This is a genomic window from Vibrio sp. YT-15, from assembly GCF_033337445.1.
Lineage (GTDB): Bacteria > Pseudomonadota > Gammaproteobacteria > Enterobacterales > Vibrionaceae > Vibrio > Vibrio alginolyticus.
The window spans coordinates 136,481-154,613 of sequence record NZ_JAWOQR010000010.1 but is presented as its reverse complement, the minus strand read 5'-3'; the positions used below and the strand labels follow the sequence as shown (position 1 = coordinate 154,613).

The window sequence follows — 18,133 nt, the reverse complement described above, 5'->3', positions numbered from 1 at the left end:
CGAGATAAAAAAATAGCCCCCATAATGGGAGCTATCTAAATCAATTGGCTAACGCCGCCTTCTGCGCTGCGACAATTTCCGTAATGCCGACTTTCGCCGACTCGAGCAATGCCATCAGCTGTTCGTGACTGAACGGTTCACCTTCTGCGGTGCCCTGAATTTCAATCATCTTGCCTTCTTCGGTCATTACGACGTTCATGTCTGTGTCTGCCGCTGAATCTTCAACGTATTCAAGATCACACAATACTTCATCGCCTAGCAAGCCGACAGAAACTGCCGCTACGTGGCCTTTCATTGGATTCGCTTTTAGCTTGCCGCTATCTACTAGGTGTTGGAATGCATCGGCCATTGCAACACTTGCGCCGCTGATGGATGCAGTACGCGTACCACCGTCAGCTTGGATAACGTCACAGTCAACGGTGATCATGAACTCACCCATGGCTTTTAGATCGACAACTGCACGTAGGCTTCGCGCGATAAGACGCTGAATTTCCATCGTACGGCCGCCTTGCTTTCCACTTGCCGCTTCACGACGAGTACGAGAATGTGTTGCTCGAGGTAGCATGCCGTATTCAGCTGTAACCCAGCCTTTACCTTGACCTTTTAGCCAACGTGGCACAGATTCTTCGACGGTCGCATTACACAACACTTTGGTGTTACCGAACTCAACTAGCACTGACCCTTCAGCGTAAGCTGTGTAGTTACGAGTAATTTTGATAGGGCGAACTTGATCCGCCTTGCGATCGTTTGGACGCATGGGCATCTACCTTAAATATGAGGAGAAGACGATTTGGTTGGGCGAAGATTATAACGGAATCGATTCCGGATTCATAGGTTACGCCTCTGGCACAACATAAACAATCCATACATCCCGCGCACCTATCGACGCAGCGTGATACACTCTTGAAGTAATTTTCAAAAAATGAAGACAGGAAAATTCGATGATTTACAGTATGACAGCGTATGCACGCAAAGAAGTAAAAGGCGATTGGGGTTCTGCGGTATGGGAAATCCGCAGCGTGAACCAGCGTTATTTAGAAACATACTTCCGCATGCCAGAACAATTTCGCGGATTAGAGCCCGTTTTACGCGAGCGTTTTCGTAAGCGCTTAGCGCGAGGAAAAGTAGAATGTAATCTACGTTTTGAAGCAAACCCTGCCGCAAAAGGTGAGCTTAGCATCAATGAAGCGCTTGCTAGCCAGGTAATTAAAGCCGCTGAACAAGTCATGCACATGACTGGTGAACTGAGCCGAATCAATCCATTTCAAGTCATGCAATGGCCGGGGGTAATGGAAACGCCAGAGCAAGACATGGATGCGGTAAATAAAGTGCTACTAGAAGCGTTTGATGGCGCAATGGATGAATTTATTGAAGCGCGCGCTCGTGAAGGCGAGAACATGAAGGCGCTGATTGAGCAACGCCTAGAAGCGATCACATCAGAAGTTGTGAAAGTGCGCGCACGCATGCCAGAAATACTAGAGTGGCAACGTGAGCGTCTGTTCTCTAAATTTGAAGATGCGAAAGTAGAGCTAGACCCATCTCGCGTTGAGCAAGAGCTTATCCTTCTGGCACAGAAATCAGACGTAGCAGAAGAGCTAGACCGTCTTGATTCTCACGTAAAAGAAACCACAAACATTCTGAAAAAAGGTGGCGCAGTCGGTCGTCGTCTGGACTTCATGATGCAAGAGTTCAACCGTGAATCGAACACGCTAGCGTCGAAATCCATCAGCACCGACATCACCGCATCGGGCGTTGAACTGAAAGTTCTAATTGAACAGATGCGTGAGCAGATCCAAAACATTGAATGATCTAAAAGTCATCGAGTATTGAAACAAAAAAGCCCCGCTAATACGGGGCTTTCTTTTATTCGTCTTTTTCCAAGGTACTGTTATCAACGTAGGGCCAATAATGATGTCCAATTCTGATCAGCAAAGTAGCCGCAGCCAAAATAAACGCAGCCAGAGATAACCACACAACCAAAACTGCATCCAGCTCTTTCATTCCGAGAGTGATATAGCGGGCGATCGCCATCATCGCGATGTAGATAGGATAGCGTACCGGAATTTTACCGTTCATCACGAACTGCTGCACCATGGCGAGCACTTCCAGATAGATAAACATCAAAAGAATATCTGTGAGTAAGACACGCTTCTCTACAAATACGTGCACAAACTCTTGCATCATGGCGTACAACGTCGCCAAGGTAATAGAGACTAATAACACCGCCTCCAAAATATGGAAGATTTTCAGGAAAGGTCGACTAAAGGATTTCGGTAAATTCGACGGCATGGTCCATTATCCAAAAAAAGAAAATAGGCCTTGAGTTTAGCATGCAACGATCTTCAATCAATCAGAATAAACATCAGTGCGAATCGACTCCAAGTCCTGGCATTTGCTTATAAAAACGCTCCGCTTATTTGGCGGAGCGCTTTTGTGTTATAGGACCTGTGGCATCACTTACGCCACTTGCTGCTTTTTTTCAGCTACGCGCTTTTTCTTCCGATATTTAGGGTGAGTGATCGGAATCGCAGATAGGAGTTTTTTGGTGTATTCGTTTTGCGGGTTTGCATAAATTTCTTTAGCACTGCCTGCTTCTACCACTTTACCAAAATACATCACGGCAACTTTGTCAGAAACATGTTTCACCACCGAGAGATCGTGAGAGATAAATATGATCGCCAAGTTCATTTCTTGTTGCAGCTGTAGCAATAGGTTCAAGATTTGCGCCTGTACCGACACATCTAACGCAGATACCGATTCATCACAAATCAGTAATTTAGGCTTCAATGCAATCGCGCGAGCAATACCGATACGCTGCCGTTGTCCGCCTGAAAATTCATGTGGATAACGGTTTACTGCCGTTTCTGGTAATCCCACTTTGATTAAAAGCTCTTTTACCCACTGTTTACGCTCTGTTGGCGTGCCAATTTTATGAATAACAAACGGTTCTTCCAGAATCATACCGATGGTATGACGCTGATTGAGTGACTCCATTGGGTCTTGAAAGACGATTTGCATGTCTTTACGCAGCGAGCGCATCTCTTTAACAGACAATTTAGTGATGTCTTTACCTTCAAAGAAAATCTTACCTTCTGTTGGCTCGTATAACTTTAAGATCGTGCGACCAAGGGTGCTTTTACCACAACCTGACTCACCAACTAGCCCCAGTGTTTCACCTTCAGAAACAGACAGTGAAACCCCGTCTACCGCTTTGATGGTGTAGCCTTTCTTGAACAGCCCTTTACCAGAAACAAAGTGCTGCTTAAGATTTTCAATTCTTAATACTTCTTTTGCCATAACATCCTCTTTTATGACTGGTTCACTTTGCCCAGTTAACTGGCAAACATACTGGCATCAATAGGCTTGATATCGATCATCTGCTTCGGCTCATTATCTAAGCTCGGCATCAACCCCATCAAACGCTCTGTGTATGGGTGCTGCGGGTTATCAAACAACTCAAAAATTTCTGCTTTTTCGACAATACGTCCGCCATACATCACGGCAACATCATCACACACTTCTGCCACAACCCCGAGATCGTGAGTGATGAAGATCATCGCCATGCCCGTTTCTTCCTGAAGCTCGTTCATCAGTTCAAGGATAGACGCCTGAACCGTAACATCCAACGCTGTAGTCGGTTCATCACAAATCAGAATATCCGGCTTACAGGCCAATGCCATCGCGATCATGACACGCTGGCGCATACCACCAGATAGGTTATGGGGATACTCATTCAATCGCTTCTCTGGCATTGGAATTTTTACTTTTGCCAGCATCTCAATCGCGTACGCCTCCCGCTCCTTTTTGTCGAGCTCAGGTCGATGGAGCTCAAGCACTTCACATATTTGACGACCAATGGTGTGCACTGGGTTGAGCGCAGTCATCGGGTCTTGGAAGATGATCGAAATGCGATCGCCACGCATGGCGTACATCTCTTCCGCAGGCAAATCAACTAGGTTGGTGCCGCGATAATTCACTTCACCTTTAATGATGTTTCCATATGGCTTAGGTAATAGCCCCATGATCGACATTGAGGTTACGCTCTTACCACTACCTGACTCTCCCACCAGGCCGAGTGTACGTCCAGCTCGCACATCAAAGTTCACACCATGCAGAACCTTCACTGGACCATCATCGGTGGTAAATTCAACTTCGAGATCTTTAACACTTAGGATTACATCGTTTTCCATAACCAATCCTTACAGCTTATAAGTGTCATCTACGACAACGACAGGTTCAAAAGCTTTGTCTGACTTCATCGCTTGTTTCGTTTCTTTTTTGATATCACTATCAATCCAGTAAGTGCCATCGCCTATGATTGCACCACTGAACAGCGCCTCTGTCATGCGATTCATTGGCTTATCTGGAAACTTTAACCAGCGCCAGTGACCATAGCGGACATAAGGAACCATGTAGCCTGGGACGATAACGTGAGCATCAATGATGTCACGCTGAATCTCATGACCTAGCTGGATCTTTTTATCCATATCCATGCCAAAACGATACTCGATGATCTTTTCATCCAGTTCAGGCGTGCTGTAGTTTGTGAAAGAGTTAGTTTGCGGCTTGTTCGCATTGACAGAATGGAAGTACTCCCAATACGTTGGGATCTCAGACGTACCCATATCTAAGAAAGCCAAATCGTGCTTTTTCTCACGTACGTATTTGAACATGGATGAGCCATCAACTAACTTGAGCTCAATATCCAGCCCTGCTAGCTTGGCTTGCTCACGCAAAAATGCAATACGAGGAGTATGAACAGGTGTTCCGTAGGTCAGCTCGAAGCTTAAGCGCTCACCTTTATCATTAACACGAATACCATCAGAACCAATTTTGTTAAAACCTGCGGCTTCGAATGCCTCGGCCGCTTTTGCGGGATCAAACTTCGGTGCCTTAGCATCTGGTAGGGTGTATTTACCATGACCATAACCGGTCGGGTTCGGTTTACGGGAGTAGTCGCCACGCATGACATTCTCTATCATGCCATCAAAGTCAATCGCGTAAGTAATGCCCTTGCGAATGTTTAAATCATCCAGCAAAGGCATCGCGGTGTTCATCCATACACCACCAGCCCCAACTGGAAATTGGTTGTAACCCCAGAACTTTTGAATGTATCCCTTTTGGTAAGGTTCCGTATTCGATTTATCATGCCATAAGCTTGGTAAAACAAGACCAAATGCGTCCAGCTTCCCTTTCTCAAAGTGCTTCATCGCGATATCACTGTCGCGAATCACTGTGATGCGGATTTTGTCGACATTATAACGATGTTGATAATACTTATTGCTGTAACCCCACCAGTCTTCACCAACATGTTTGAAGGTAACACTTTTACCTTTTTTAATGTCATCTAGGTAGTATGCACTGGTCGTTGGTTCACTTTTAAAATTGTAGTAGCGGACAAAGTTGTCATGTATACCGTCACCATTTTCATCTTTTGAAGGGTTAGCATAAAAATGTGCGGGGCGTGGGCGCAGAGCCCCCATTCGTAACAGCAACTCTTCCGGATTGAACTCTTTCGCCGCCTTAACAGCAAACGTATGAGTGTCGTACTTGATAACATCCGCAATCGTTTTGTTGTAGTAATCGTTGTACCAAGGTTCCAAGATGTCCTTGGAACGATAAAACTTCAGCATGAACACGAAATCGTCGGCAGTCACAGGTTTGCCGTCCGACCATTTGGCTTCAGGGTTGAGTTTAAAATAGACCGTTTTGTTGTCACCTGCTAACGCCCACTCGTTAGCAAGCTCAGGTATGAACTCTAAAGTATCTGGGTGGCGGACCACCAAGCCTGGTGTTTCATCTAAGATAAAAGAACGTAGCCCTGCATTAGCATCTGGGCCAACACTACGTAACGTCTGCGGGAAACTTGACATAAAGGTGCGATAAGTCCCTCCACGTTTCGCTTCTGGCGAACCATATTGAGGCTCATCCCAGTTTGTTTGCCAGTTTAAGTCAGTCGGAAGCGTTGCTGACATTGCACCAAAACTCAGGGCGCTCAGCGTGGACGCTAAAAATAATTTCTTCATAAAACTTCCCTTTTTTATGTTTTGCTCACAATGCTCGCTCAAACATAGCGTGTGAATTTTTTCGGGTCGAAAGCCGCTCGAATGGCTTCACCAATAAAGGTCACCATTACCAGAACCAGAACAATAGAAGTCACTACTGACGCAACAATCCATGGCGAATCTAAGTTTGACTTACCTTGTTGCAGTAATTCCCCCCAACTTGGTGTTGGTGGCATCAAGCCTAAGCCTAGGTAATCGAGAGCAGTCAATGCTGTGATGTTAGCTGCAATAGTGAAAGGTGCTAGGGTTACAATCATCACCATCGTATTTGGCAAGATGTGATTAAACAAGATACGTCCAGTCGATGCCCCTAAAGCACGTGCCGCCATTACGTATTCTCGTGCCGCTTCTTTATAGGTCATGGTCCGCATGTACCATGTCATCCCCATCCAAGTGAAAAGCACGTTAATAGCGACAAAGAGAGCAAACGTCGGTTGAACGATTGAGACAAGAATCATAATGACGTACAAAAACGGGACCATTGACCAGATTTCGATAAGTCGCTGTACAAACAAGTCAAATTTACCGCCCCAAAAACCCATAGCACAACCGACTGCAGTACCGATCGCGTAGGAAATGGCCATCGTAAGCAACGCAAATCCCATCGCCGTTCTGAATCCGTAGACAAGTCGCGCCAAAATATCGCGACCTATCACATCTGTACCTAAATAATGCTTATTTTCGGCGCTAGGTGCTGTTGGCGGGAAATCACCACTAAAATCTTGTTCATATGGGTTCCATGGCACAAGCGGCAAAATAACAAAGTTGTCGCCCCCTTCGGCCTCAAACGCTTTTTGCAGTACGCGATAATCCGCTTCGCTGGATGACTCTTGGCCGAATTCGCTACCTAAACGTACGTCACTGACAACAGGAAAATAGTAGCTACCATCGTACTTGACGACTAGCGCTTTACTGTTAATCAAAAGTTCGGCGAATAGAGAAAGGATCAACATGATAGAAAGAGCAACAAACGACCAATAGCCTCGTTTGATCTCTTTAAAGTGACGAATTTTCTTTTGAGTTAATGGACTAACTTTAATCATGTTACGCTCCAAACTTCACACGTGGGTCGACTAAAGCAACACAAATATCTGAAATAATGTTACCAATGAGCAGCAACAGCGCATTAATGGCGACAATACCCATAACAACAGGGTAATCACGCTCCATGATTGATTCGTAACCCAATAAGCCAATGCCATCAATATTGAAGATAACTTCAATCAGGAAGGCACCGGTCATGAAGAACAACAAAGAGTTACCAAAGTGACTTGCGATTGGAATTAAGCTGTTACGCAACGCGTGCTTACGAACTGCTTTTTTGAAAGGTAATCCTTTCGCAATTGCGGTGCGGATGTAATCTGAGGAAAGGTTTTCCATCAGGTTATTTTTCATTGTCATCGTCAGCGTGGCAAAATCACCGATGAGGTAACAGATCAAAGGCAACACCGCATGCCACATAATGTCTTTAGTGCGTTCAAAGAAGGTTTCGTAATCGTCGAAGTCATCGCCGACAAAGCCTCCCATCGGAAACCATTCCAAGTGATAACTAAATAACGTGATCAGCAATACACCCACCACATAACCTGGTAGCGCGTAGCCTACGAAAATGAGTACTGAAGAAGCGGAATCAAACACAGAACCGTGCTTGAGCGCCTTATAGTAACCAAGAGGAATCGAGATAAAATAACTAATAAAGAAGGTCATGCCGCCATAAAACAACGACACTGGCAAACGCTCTGCGATCATGTCCGAGACAGGCTCGTAGTAACGCGTCGACTCGCCAAGATCTAGCATTACCAAACGACTTAACCACTCGACGTACGCTTCCGTTACAGGTTTATCCAGGCCATAAAACGCATTCAGCTCCGCGATTTGATCGTCAGAAAGGGCCGTGTTACCACCCGCAGACGTCATTGATGCGGCGCCGTCCCCCTGGGACTGCATTTGTGACAACATGCGTTCAACAGGTCCGCCAGGCACGAAACGAGTGATAGCAAAGATGAGAATAGTTATCCCGAGAAACGTTGGGATAACCAACGCCAAACGGCGTAAAAAGTACGACAGCATATACAACTTGCTCCTTGTCTACTGTCCAGTTCAAACGGAGTGAAAGAGGATATTTTCCGCCCAAAATGGTGCATATTTATCTCGTAGTAACTAAAACTGTTGAAGCACACTCCCTGCGCCTCAAGAGCTAGACTTTTCTACTACTGCAATAATTTCAGCGTCATATTTATCTTGAATCCACATCAGCTTCAAGTGTTTGAAACCAAAACATGACAAACTTCCTTCGATGTCGAAAAACAGAAATGTTTTTGTAAAAAATTATAAAAAACCACAAAAATAATTCATACAGAATATCAATCTAGGCTGTTTAGAGCCAAAACCCTACATAAAAATGCACCCTACACACATAAATAGACACATAATCCAAGGTTATATTTGACCTAAAAATACGAGTGAGCCCTTTAACCGCAATGGGTATCATATTTTGATACCACCTAATAAGTTCGAGCTAACAAAGTATGGATTCGATATAAAACTCATCTCAGAACAATTCACTGGAAAAATATCTTTTTCCAGATTCAATTACCCACTAAAAAACCATAGGCAAGATAAGTCATTAAAGTTTATAAGAAACACAAAATACGGTGTTTTATTGAAATTTAATATCGATTCATAAACATTATTCGGTTTTTTATTCCGCCTTTTAAACAAAGCCTGGTTATTTACATCTTTTTTACATTTAAGCATCCCCGTTTACCACTGGTTTGACTTCCTTTTTTCATCTCGGTTATACATTGGCCGAACGTTAACGAAATATTAACGTCACATTTGGCCGCTATGCGGCCAGACATAGGAAATAATAATAATCGGAGCAACAAGGATGTATAAAAACACAACCGCTTTATCTGTTGCGATAAGCCTTGCTTTGGGGACGGCAGCAGTTGCAGCCCCAGCAACAGCACTGGCAGAAGAGCAGCAAGTTGAAAAACTTCAAAAGATGAAAGTTACTGGTTCGCGTATCTCCACGACGGATATGGAAGGTCCTTCACCAGTTACTGTTATTAATAGTAAAGACATTGAGTCTAAAGGCTTTAACAGCGCGCAAGACGTATTGAACAGTTTGACCCAAAACACAGGTGGTGTAATGGCTCAAACAGACTCTTTCTCGTTTACACCAGCAGCGCAGTCAGTCAACTTACGTGGCCTTGGCGCGTCACGCACATTGATTCTTATTGATGGCCGTCGTCTTCCTCAATACCCGCTAGCACAAAATGGTACATCTAACTTCCAAGATATCGGCCAAATCCCTGTCGCCGCCATTGAGCGTGTTGAAGTAATGACCGACTCAGGTTCTGCTATCTACGGCTCCGACGCAATCGGTGGTGTCGTAAACTTCATTTTAAAGAAAGACTTTGATGGCGTTTCTGTAAAAGTACGCGCGGGTGACGCGACGGATGGTGGTTACCAAAATGGTCGTTTAGACGTTGTAGCTGGCAAAAACTTTGACGACAAACGTATTCTCTTCGTTGGCCAATTTGCGGGCAACGAAATGCTAAAGCAATCTGACCGAGATGATTGGGCTGGCGATGACGGTTCTAGCCGTTCTCAGCTAAGTGGCTACTCTAGCTACGGTGCAAACTTTGAAGGCGCCAACGGAACACTTCTAACACCAGCTGATGCAGGTTCTTCATGTAAAGAAGTCGTTGGTGATGCCGCGATTGAACGAGCGGATGGAAAGTGTGGTGTTAACCGCTCTGCGTACCGAACATTAAAACCAGAAAACAAACAAGTAGACCTACTTTTACGTGGTGAAATGGACATTAACGACAATGTCACTGCCATGGCAGAAGCCCGTTTTGGCTACAAGTCTACAGAATCTGAATTCGAACCTAACCCTTACAGCGTAGAAGTTGATGCCACTCACTTCCGCGGCGAAGGCGAATACACTCGCCGTATGGTCGAATTTGGACCACGCGAAAGTAACACTGAAGCCGATTCTTTTGGCTTAACCTTAGGCTTGAACGGCCTGCTTGCTGATACGTATGATTGGGACCTATCAGCTGGTTACTCTGAGCAAAGCGTTGAAACAAGCAACCCAGCAATCTTCCTAACTCTCGACCAAGCTGTACAAAATGGTGATGTCGATCTTCTAGGGCCTATCTCTCAAGACGTTGTAGACAAATACAGCGGCACTTCAAGCAAAGAAGCTTACTCAAAGCTTTACTCTGTTAACGGCTCACTGGCTGGTGATTTGGTTGAACTTCCTGCAGGTATGTCTGGCTTTGCTGTTTATGGTGAATGGAACCGTACTGACTACAATGAGACGATTGATGCTACAACAGCAGCGGGTGGTTTCTCTGGTCTAGGTGGAACATCAGGCGGCGGTGACCGCGATCAGATTGGTCTTGGTGTTGAAGCTCTTATTCCTATCATTGAAGATTTAGAAATGACTGTCGCTGGTCGTTACGACCACTACTTCGACGACTCGGCAACTGGCGGCGCATTCACTCCTAAAGTAGCCCTAGCATACCGTCCTACTGACACCCTATTGCTACGTGGTAGCTACGGTCTAGGCTTCCGAGCTCCAGACTTGAAGCGACTATTTGGTGATCAAACTCGAGGCTTTGGTTCTGGTTTTGACCCTGTGCTTTGTGCCAACGCTGGTGGTAGCGGCCCACAAGATAAAGATAAGTACCCAGAGTGTGATACTCAGTACTTCGATACGCTTAATGGCCCTAACTCTGAGCTGAAAGAAGAAACAAGTACAAACATTAACTTGGGCCTAGCGTGGGAGCCTGTGGATGATCTTGGTGTAACTGTTGACTGGTACCACATCAAGATGGAAGACGTCGTAACAGCACCAACTTACCAAGACGTAATTAACGATCCAGGTAAATACCCAGGTACTGAAGTCGTTCGTAACCCAGATGGCACCATCAAGTCGGTATCCTATGGTCCAGTGAACCAGTCGTATGAAGAGCGTTCTGGTATTGACCTAGCGATCAAATACGCATACGACACTAATGAGTTCGGTTCATTTAACACGCGTGTTGCTGTAACGAAGATCTTGATTGCTGAATATCAAGAAAACGACAGCGAGCCTGTAACGGATGAAAGAGATTTCATGCCTGAATACACCGCAACGTTAAATCTTGGCTGGGCATATGAAGATGTCGCTATCAACCTATTTGGTAAATACCGCGACCGTATGTGTTCAAGCTACGCAAACCGTTACTACTTTGATGACTGTGATTCTGCTAAAAAAGCGGGTTACAAAGCAGAAATCGCTAGTATGACAACGTGGAACCTAACGGCTTCTTACCAATTCAACGAGAGTGGTCGTGTAACTCTTGGTGCTATCAACATGTTTGACAAAGTACCGCCTGCAGATCCTCTAAGCGATACCTCTCCATTCTATGCAACTGGGTATGACGATCCAATCGGACGTCAGCTATACGTCGAGGCATCATACGACTTCTAAAAAATATTTGGCGCGGGTTTTCCGCGCCCTTTTCGACTGACTAAAACACTGACAAGGATGCAACCATGAAATTCAAGGAATTTGGTCTCAGTGCCATAGCTGCAGCATTGCTTACTATCAGTAGTAGCTCTATAGCGGCCAACTCTGGTGCTGTCGTTTCCACACAAGCAAAAGCAAATCAATCTTCAGAAGCTTCGCAACAAAAAATCGACAATTATGCCGAAAGTACTGAAGGCATGTTGGCAGAATACAAAGGCTTACTACGTCAAATCGACAGCATGAAAGTCTACAACGAGCAAATTAATCGTATGGTTCAATCACAGCAAGGTGAATTGGACTCATTAAATAACCAAATAGCTCAGATCGATCAAACGGCAACAGAAGTAGTGCCACTAACACTTAAAATGATCGATGCACTCGATGAGTTTGTGACTCTCGATCTGCCTTTCCAGAAAAAAGAACGTAATAAACGTGTCCAAGAACTGCGTCGTCTCATGGATCGCGCCGACGTAACGACTTCTGAGAAATTCCGTAAAGTGATGGAAGCCTACCAAATTGAAGAAGGCTTCTCTCGCTCAATTGAATCTTACAAAGCTAGCCTAGATAGAAATGGGGAAACCGTGACTTACGACTTCCTACGTATTGGTCGCACGGCGCTTTTATTCCAATCTCCAGACGGTGGTGAGACAGGTATGTGGAACCAACAAACACGTCAATGGGAAACATTACCGGAAAGCTACCGCATAGCGGTACAGCAAGGCCTTCGTATCGCGAAGAAGCAAGCGCCACCAGCGCTAATCAAATTGCCTGTATATGCTGGGGAGGAATAAGAGATGAAAGGATTCAAAACTCTAGCCGCTGGTCTACTAGCGAGCTTATTTATGGTTTCAGGCGTACAAGCAGAAACGCCTAAAAACCTATCTGAACTACTCAAAAACGTAAAATCAGAAAGCATCGTTGAGTCAAAAGAGAACAAAGCCCGTGAAGCTGAGTTCAAGAACAACCGAGATAAGCAAGCGGCATTATTGCAACAGGCTCGTGAAGAGCTAGCTTCACAGCAAGCACTGGGCGATCAACTTAAAGCGACATTTGATGAAAACGATAAGCAGCTGACTGAACTAACAGAAACCTTACGTGTTCGCTCTGGTACTTTGGGCGAAATGTTTGGTGTGGTCCGCCAATATGCGGGCGAGTTTAAGGGCTTATTTGCTGCCTCTCAAAACGCTGTTCAGTTCCCAGAGCGTGACGCTCTACTAACGAAACTGGCTGAAAGCAAAGAACTGCCATCAACACAAGAGCTAGAAGCATTCTGGCATACCATTCTTCAACAAGTGGTTGCCTCAGGCGAGACAGCAACAACCCAAGCAACGGTTGTTTATGGCGAAGGTAAAGAAGCGGTTCGCGATGTTACTCTTGTCGGTGAATTTAACGCGATTGCCGATGGTAAGTACGTTACTTATGTACCTCAAACAGGTAAGTTCGAAGAACTCTCTCGACAGCCTCGCACCAATATTACACGTCATGTTGCAGGCTTTGAGTCAGCGTCAAACAGCTATGAGCCACTGTTTATTGACCCATCCCGTGGTGTAATTCTGTCTCTACTTGTACAAAGCCCTACCGTTCAAGAACGTATTGATCAAGGTGGCATTGTAGGTTACGTCATCCTTGGTATGGGTGCAGTTGGCGCTATCATTGCTCTAGTTTGCTTCCTACGCCTTCAAGTGATTGGCGGTAAAATGCGTAGGCAAGCGAAATCAGAAACCGTGATTCCTGGTAACCCTCTGGGTGAAGTTATCCAAGCTTACCAAGAACACAAAGGTGACAACCTTGAAGATCTTGAAGCGAAACTGGACGAAATCATCCTACGTAACGCACCGAGCATTGAACGCTTTATCAGCTCAATCAAACTGTTCGCTTCTGTAGCACCACTTCTAGGTCTACTGGGTACGGTTATGGGTATGATCGGTACGTTCCAAGCAATCACACTATTTGGTACAGGTGATCCTAAGCTAATGGCTGGCGGTATCTCTGAAGCACTTGTTACTACGATGCTTGGTCTGGTTGTCGCAATTCCTCTACTGTTCCTGTACACCATCGTACACAGTAAAGGTCGTCGTTTGGTTCAAACTCTTGAAGAACAGAGTGCAGGCTTCATCGCTCGCTATCAGGAAAAACTACATAAAGCCGAAAGCTAAGGAGGCGTTATGTGGTGGTTAGTTGGAGAACTTGAATCAATTAGGCGCTTCTTGGGAATGGGTGGCGATGTACTCGTCGCCATCTTCATCCTCAGCTTTATGCTTTGGGCAGTATTGTTAGAACGTTGGTTCTATTTTGCTGCCGTCGCTCCAAAAGCCATGAAAAAAGCCGTTGGCTCATGGCAGGGGCGATCAGAGCACCAGAGCTGGAACGCTAAGATGATCCGACAAGAAATTGTTTCTCGTCAGGACATTGAGAATAAAAAGGGCCTACCAATCGTCAAAGTATTGATTGCGCTTTGTCCCTTACTGGGTTTGCTCGGCACCGTTGTTGGCATGATCCAAGTATTCGACATCTTAGCGGTAACAGGAACAGGAAGCCCTCGAGCAATGGCCTCGGGGATCTCAAAGGCAACAATCCCAACTTTAGCCGGGATGGTGGCTTCTCTATCAGGACTGTTCTTTAGTTCACGTCTTGATCATTTAGCCAAAGTCACAACGCAAAAGCTGGAAGATAAGCTAAAGCATATTGCCTGAGTAAATGGAATTAGAGGTATAGGTCATGAAAAGACGCTATAGCAGTGATAGCAGTGATGAAACCGCTATCGATATGACACCGATGCTCGACATCGTATTCATCATGTTGATCTTCTTTATCGTAACAACATCGTTCGTAAAAGAAGCTGGTCTAGAAGTAAACCGCCCGACGGCAAGCTCTGCGCAAACCGTGAAAAAAGGTAACATCATGGTCGCAGTTGGTGCGGCGGGTGATGTTTGGGTTGATAAACGCCGCATCGAAGTGGACGCGGTTCGCGCGAATATTGAACGTCTTCGTGCAGAAAGCCCTGATGGCGCAGTTGTTATCCAAGCCGACACTGAAGCAAATGCTGGCGTAGTCGTGAAGGTTATGGACCAGATCAAAATGGCAGGTGTAGAAAGCATCTCCATTGCCGCAACCAATAAGGATTAAGCTTATGCGGTATCTGGCCTCAATTGCACTGGCGCTCATTGTCTCCCTCGGGTTGTTCTGGGGGATGGACAAGCTAGTAAACAAAGAGCGCCACGAGTTAGTGTCGAATGATGACCTGCGTATGGTCGAGTTTATTCGCATTAAACCAGACGAAAAAATACAGGAGAAAAAACGCGAACTTCCAAAGCCACCACCGCCTAAGCGTCCGCCGCCGCCGCCAGAAATGAAAGTGACAGCGACAGTAAAACCGGTGATGGAGCAGACCCCAATGGATATGCCAAAGCTTGACCTACCCGTAAATGTTACAGGTGGTTCGGTGCTTGGACATTATAGCCAGGGTGGAGGTGCGCAACTCGCGGGTAGCGGAGGTCCAACACCTCTAGCGACATTCCAACCTCAAATGCCTAGGAAAGCTGCGAAAGCAGGAATAGAAAAAGGGGTCGTCTTATTAGAGTTTACTGTCAACGCACGTGGTGCCGTAGAGGACATCAAAGTTCTTAAAGAGCAACCACGACGCTTAGGCCTCGGTCGAGCGGCAAGAAAAACAGTCTCTAAATGGACATTTAAACCAAAATTGGTTGACGGGAAACCTGTTAGCTCGCGCCTATCGCAAGAAATAGAGTTCTCAACCAATTAAGGAGTCACGATGAAAAGTTTATGGAAAAGCAAAGTGGCTTCTTTAATTCTCTTCGCAGGAGTGGCAATGACCGCTCCTACGATGGCAAAAGAAGCTCCTCAGTTATCAGATCGGACATTTCGAACCGTTAACAAAGTGCAAGAGTTGATCGCAACTGAAAAATATTCAGCAGCGAAAGAAAAACTAGCAAGCGCTTTAGAAAGCACAAGTTCGAAAAAATACGACCGAGCAGTTTTACTTCAGCAGACTGGCTTTTTGTATTCGCTACAAGACAATTATGTGCAAGCAGCAAAATACTTTGCCGAAGCATTACAGCTCGACGCACTTCCCGTTCCTGTTGCTCAACAAGTTCGCTACAGCTTGGCTCAGCTTTACCTAGCTGAAGAAAAGTATACGTTGTCTGTAAAAACGATGAAGGAATGGTTCAAGGTTGCAGAAACAACCAAAGAGAAGCCTCAAGCTCATGCTTATATCACGTTAGCGAGCGCTTATGTTCAGTTGGAAGATTACAAAAATGCAATCCCGCCAACCAAAAAAGCCATCGCGATGAGCAAGAGCCCAAGTGAGTCTTGGTACTTAATTCTCGTTGCATCTCACTACGAGTTAGGCCAGCTGAAAAGCGTTGCCAGTGTACTCAAAACTCTGACTTCAAAGTACCCTCAGAAAAAGCGTTACTGGATGCAACTTTCTGGTGTCTACATGGAGCTAGGTCAAGAGCGCAACTCTCTAGCCACCCTAGAAATGGTTTACAAAATGGGGAAACTAGAAGGAGAAAAGGAATATTTACGCTTTGTAAACTTCTTGGCTTATCAAGGTATTCCATATAAAGCAGCCAAAACTCTTGAAAAGGAAATGGCAGCTGGAAACATTGAAAAGACGAAGGAAAACTATGACCGCCTAGCCAGTTTCTGGCAGCAAGCTAAAGAGCTAGATAAATCAATTCTCGCTTATAAAAAGTCATATAACCTCGCTCCTTCTGCTAAAACGCAAATTCAGATTGCTCGCTTAATGATACAAGACAAGCAGTATTCTGAAGCAACTCGTTTTGTAGAAAGCGCGGCATCCAGTGCCTCTAAAGAGCAAAAGGCAGAACTTGAATACATTCGCGGGATGGCCTATTTCGAGCTTAAGCAACCACAAAAGGCCTTGCAGGCGATGAAAGGCGCTGCTCAATCGCCAAAATTCAGGTCAACCGTTAGCCCTTGGATAAATTTCCTAGAGTCTCAAGGGTAATTCGAAGATTAAGTGTGAGTCAGTCGCACGCCTGGGGAAGTGAAAGCTTCCCCTTTTTTCCGTTTTATCTTTATTAACCCCTATTTTTAACCAGAGTCACTCACGCAAGCCAAATCGGGACTCTAAACCTAAAATCAGCACACTAAACGGTTGTAGAAATGGTTTTAATAACAGAGTGCGCGGATGGTAAGTCCTGTACCACGCTCCTTCTTCGCTGTTTAGGAACACTCTGGCGTAAGTAACTATTTCATCTGGGACGATCACAGACAGAAAGATCAACTGGTAACAAAATAGAGATCATGATACTCTTCGCCTCCATTTTTCTGGCGGGATTATCACCAATATCCACCCCTTTGGTGGTTGATTTCTCAATGCCAGTGCTATCGTTATAAGAATGTCGAACTTTCCTTCGGCACTCAATCAATCCAATCAAAAGTGGAACAGTACAATGGGCAAAGGTACTCTCTATATCGTATCTGCACCTAGCGGCGCAGGTAAATCTAGCTTGATCTCAGCGATGTTGGAACGCAACCCAACCTACGCAATGAAAGTGTCTGTGTCTCACACCACGCGCAACATGCGACCTGGTGAAGAAAATGGTGTCCACTACCATTTTGTAGCGAAAGATGAGTTTGAAGCCCTGATCGCTAAAGGTGACTTCCTAGAATACGCAGAAGTGTTTGGTAATTATTACGGCACATCTCGTGTATGGATTGAAGAAACACTAAATAAAGGTATCGACGTTTTTCTAGATATCGACTGGCAAGGCGCACGCCAAATCCGTGAACAAATGCCAGAAGCCAAAAGCATCTTCATCCTGCCACCATCAAACGGTGAGTTAGAGCGTCGCTTGAACACTCGTGGTCAAGATAGCGATGAAGTGATCGCAAAGCGTATGGCTGAAGCCAAGTCGGAAATCTCTCATTACAACGAGTACGACTACGTGATCGTAAACGACGATTTTGATACCGCTTTGATGGATTTTAAAGCTATCTTGCGTGCTGAAAGATTGAAGGAAGAAAAGCAAGCTGCTAAATATAAAGGTATGCTTGACGCGTTGTTAGCAGAGTAACTTCAGAAAAGTCACGCTGTAAAACATAAAGAATTTCCCGTTTTTTGCCCAGTGCGAAAAACACAATAAACTACCTGAGAAAGTCCACAAACGGTGGCTTGTCTAATTGCTAGTAAATAAAGTAGTTAGGTTGTATACTTTCTCGTCATTCTAAAATTTTAGTTAACTATTTGGAGTCCTCATGGCACGCGTAACTGTTCAAGACGCTGTTGAAAAAGTTGGCAACCGTTTCGACCTAGTACTGATTGCGGCTCGCCGCGCTCGTCAAATGCAAACTGGCGGTAAAGATGCACTAGTGCCAGAAGAGAACGATAAGCCAACGGTTATCGCTCTACGCGAAATCGAAGAAGGTTTAATTACTAAAGAAGTTCTAGACGCTCGTGAACGTCAAGAACAGCAAGAGCAAGAAGCGGCAGAGCTAGCGGCAGTAAGCAGCATCGCTCACAACCGTTAATTCTGACTTTAGAATT

17 protein-coding genes are annotated in these 18,133 nt (G+C 45.2%); 10 read left to right on the top strand and 7 right to left on the bottom strand.

Annotated features, from left to right (window positions below; genetic code table 11):
• Nucleotides 1–40: 40 nt before the first annotated feature.
• Complete coding sequence (gene rph, locus R7D93_RS18145) at nt 41–757, bottom strand: ribonuclease PH (RefSeq protein ID WP_031780917.1); 717 nt, start codon at nt 755–757, stop codon at nt 41–43.
• A 184-nt stretch (nt 758–941) separates the two neighbouring features.
• Between rph and R7D93_RS18140 the strand changes: the two genes are divergently transcribed.
• Nucleotides 942–1,808, top strand: a complete 867-nt coding sequence (locus tag R7D93_RS18140) for a YicC/YloC family endoribonuclease (protein ID WP_005384776.1) — start codon at nt 942–944, stop codon at nt 1,806–1,808.
• A gap of 55 nt (nt 1,809–1,863) precedes the next feature.
• Here the strand turns inward: R7D93_RS18140 and R7D93_RS18135 are convergent, their stop codons facing one another.
• The 6 genes from R7D93_RS18135 to R7D93_RS18110 all read right to left on the bottom strand — a co-directional run bounded on the left by R7D93_RS18135 (nt 1,864) and on the right by R7D93_RS18110 (nt 8,135).
• On the bottom strand, nt 1,864–2,289 hold the full coding sequence (locus R7D93_RS18135) for a phosphate-starvation-inducible protein PsiE (RefSeq protein WP_025768316.1): 426 nt from the start codon (nt 2,287–2,289) through the stop codon (nt 1,864–1,866).
• A gap of 168 nt (nt 2,290–2,457) precedes the next feature.
• On the bottom strand, nt 2,458–3,297 hold the full coding sequence (locus R7D93_RS18130) for an ABC transporter ATP-binding protein (RefSeq protein ID WP_005379372.1): 840 nt from the start codon (nt 3,295–3,297) through the stop codon (nt 2,458–2,460).
• Nucleotides 3,298–3,332: 35 nt separating this feature from the next.
• A complete protein-coding gene (locus R7D93_RS18125) occupies nt 3,333–4,190 on the bottom strand; it encodes an ABC transporter ATP-binding protein (RefSeq protein ID WP_080960121.1) in 858 nt (285 codons plus the stop codon).
• A gap of 9 nt (nt 4,191–4,199) precedes the next feature.
• On the bottom strand, nt 4,200–6,026 hold the full coding sequence (locus R7D93_RS18120; RefSeq protein ID WP_047103768.1) for an extracellular solute-binding protein: 1,827 nt from the start codon (nt 6,024–6,026) through the stop codon (nt 4,200–4,202).
• Between the two features lie 38 nt (nt 6,027–6,064).
• Entirely contained in the window at nt 6,065–7,108 is a 1,044-nt protein-coding gene (locus R7D93_RS18115) for an ABC transporter permease (protein WP_005379369.1), read from the bottom strand.
• Between the two features lies 1 nt (nt 7,109).
• Complete coding sequence (locus R7D93_RS18110) at nt 7,110–8,135, bottom strand: ABC transporter permease subunit (protein ID WP_005379368.1); 1,026 nt, start codon at nt 8,133–8,135, stop codon at nt 7,110–7,112.
• Nucleotides 8,136–8,955: 820 nt separating this feature from the next.
• Between R7D93_RS18110 and R7D93_RS18105 the strand changes: the two genes are divergently transcribed.
• The 9 genes from R7D93_RS18105 (at nt 8,956) to rpoZ (ending at nt 18,117) form a co-directional block, all read left to right on the top strand.
• Complete coding sequence (locus R7D93_RS18105; RefSeq protein ID WP_047103765.1) at nt 8,956–11,556, top strand: TonB-dependent receptor plug domain-containing protein; 2,601 nt, start codon at nt 8,956–8,958, stop codon at nt 11,554–11,556.
• A 65-nt stretch (nt 11,557–11,621) separates the two neighbouring features.
• Complete coding sequence (locus R7D93_RS18100; RefSeq protein ID WP_005379365.1) at nt 11,622–12,386, top strand: DUF3450 domain-containing protein; 765 nt, start codon at nt 11,622–11,624, stop codon at nt 12,384–12,386.
• 3 nt (nt 12,387–12,389) lie between these two features.
• Complete coding sequence (locus tag R7D93_RS18095; protein WP_225496987.1) at nt 12,390–13,751, top strand: MotA/TolQ/ExbB proton channel family protein; 1,362 nt, start codon at nt 12,390–12,392, stop codon at nt 13,749–13,751.
• A gap of 9 nt (nt 13,752–13,760) precedes the next feature.
• On the top strand, nt 13,761–14,288 hold the full coding sequence (locus R7D93_RS18090; RefSeq protein ID WP_005379363.1) for a MotA/TolQ/ExbB proton channel family protein: 528 nt from the start codon (nt 13,761–13,763) through the stop codon (nt 14,286–14,288).
• Nucleotides 14,289–14,313: 25 nt separating this feature from the next.
• Nucleotides 14,314–14,721, top strand: coding sequence for an ExbD/TolR family protein (locus R7D93_RS18085; protein WP_005379359.1), 408 nt, complete (start codon nt 14,314–14,316; stop codon nt 14,719–14,721).
• A gap of 4 nt (nt 14,722–14,725) precedes the next feature.
• Nucleotides 14,726–15,358 carry an energy transducer TonB gene (locus R7D93_RS18080; protein WP_005379353.1) on the top strand — a complete coding sequence of 211 codons (633 nt, stop codon included), beginning with the start codon at nt 14,726–14,728 and terminating at the stop codon, nt 15,356–15,358.
• 9 nt (nt 15,359–15,367) lie between these two features.
• Nucleotides 15,368–16,591, top strand: a complete 1,224-nt coding sequence (locus R7D93_RS18075; RefSeq protein WP_169644337.1) for a tetratricopeptide repeat protein — start codon at nt 15,368–15,370, stop codon at nt 16,589–16,591.
• A gap of 448 nt (nt 16,592–17,039) precedes the next feature.
• Complete coding sequence (gmk, locus tag R7D93_RS18070; RefSeq protein WP_005379347.1) at nt 17,040–17,663, top strand: guanylate kinase; 624 nt, start codon at nt 17,040–17,042, stop codon at nt 17,661–17,663.
• 181 nt (nt 17,664–17,844) lie between these two features.
• Nucleotides 17,845–18,117, top strand: coding sequence for a DNA-directed RNA polymerase subunit omega (gene rpoZ / locus R7D93_RS18065; protein ID WP_005379346.1), 273 nt, complete (start codon nt 17,845–17,847; stop codon nt 18,115–18,117).
• Nucleotides 18,118–18,133 lie beyond the last annotated feature (16 nt).

What these genes read in the sequence shown, in the direction of transcription:
- R7D93_RS18105 (WP_047103765.1), top strand. Translation starts at nt 8,956, where the DNA reads ATGTATAAAAACACAACCGCTTTATCTGTTGCGATAAGCCTTGCTTTG.
- R7D93_RS18090 (WP_005379363.1), top strand. Translation starts at nt 13,761, where the DNA reads ATGTGGTGGTTAGTTGGAGAACTTGAATCAATTAGGCGCTTCTTGGGA.
- R7D93_RS18140 (WP_005384776.1), top strand. Translation starts at nt 942, where the DNA reads ATGATTTACAGTATGACAGCGTATGCACGCAAAGAAGTAAAAGGCGAT.
- R7D93_RS18115 (WP_005379369.1), bottom strand. Translation starts at nt 7,108, where the DNA reads ATGATTAAAGTTAGTCCATTAACTCAAAAGAAAATTCGTCACTTTAAA.
- R7D93_RS18125 (WP_080960121.1), bottom strand. Translation starts at nt 4,190, where the DNA reads ATGGAAAACGATGTAATCCTAAGTGTTAAAGATCTCGAAGTTGAATTT.
- rph (WP_031780917.1), bottom strand. Translation starts at nt 757, where the DNA reads ATGCGTCCAAACGATCGCAAGGCGGATCAAGTTCGCCCTATCAAAATT.
- R7D93_RS18095 (WP_225496987.1), top strand. Translation starts at nt 12,390, where the DNA reads ATGAAAGGATTCAAAACTCTAGCCGCTGGTCTACTAGCGAGCTTATTT.
- R7D93_RS18110 (WP_005379368.1), bottom strand. Translation starts at nt 8,135, where the DNA reads ATGCTGTCGTACTTTTTACGCCGTTTGGCGTTGGTTATCCCAACGTTT.
- R7D93_RS18135 (WP_025768316.1), bottom strand. Translation starts at nt 2,289, where the DNA reads ATGCCGTCGAATTTACCGAAATCCTTTAGTCGACCTTTCCTGAAAATC.
- R7D93_RS18120 (WP_047103768.1), bottom strand. Translation starts at nt 6,026, where the DNA reads ATGAAGAAATTATTTTTAGCGTCCACGCTGAGCGCCCTGAGTTTTGGT.
- gmk (WP_005379347.1), top strand. Translation starts at nt 17,040, where the DNA reads ATGGGCAAAGGTACTCTCTATATCGTATCTGCACCTAGCGGCGCAGGT.
- R7D93_RS18075 (WP_169644337.1), top strand. Translation starts at nt 15,368, where the DNA reads ATGAAAAGTTTATGGAAAAGCAAAGTGGCTTCTTTAATTCTCTTCGCA.
- R7D93_RS18080 (WP_005379353.1), top strand. Translation starts at nt 14,726, where the DNA reads ATGCGGTATCTGGCCTCAATTGCACTGGCGCTCATTGTCTCCCTCGGG.
- R7D93_RS18130 (WP_005379372.1), bottom strand. Translation starts at nt 3,297, where the DNA reads ATGGCAAAAGAAGTATTAAGAATTGAAAATCTTAAGCAGCACTTTGTT.
- R7D93_RS18100 (WP_005379365.1), top strand. Translation starts at nt 11,622, where the DNA reads ATGAAATTCAAGGAATTTGGTCTCAGTGCCATAGCTGCAGCATTGCTT.
- rpoZ (WP_005379346.1), top strand. Translation starts at nt 17,845, where the DNA reads ATGGCACGCGTAACTGTTCAAGACGCTGTTGAAAAAGTTGGCAACCGT.
- R7D93_RS18085 (WP_005379359.1), top strand. Translation starts at nt 14,314, where the DNA reads ATGAAAAGACGCTATAGCAGTGATAGCAGTGATGAAACCGCTATCGAT.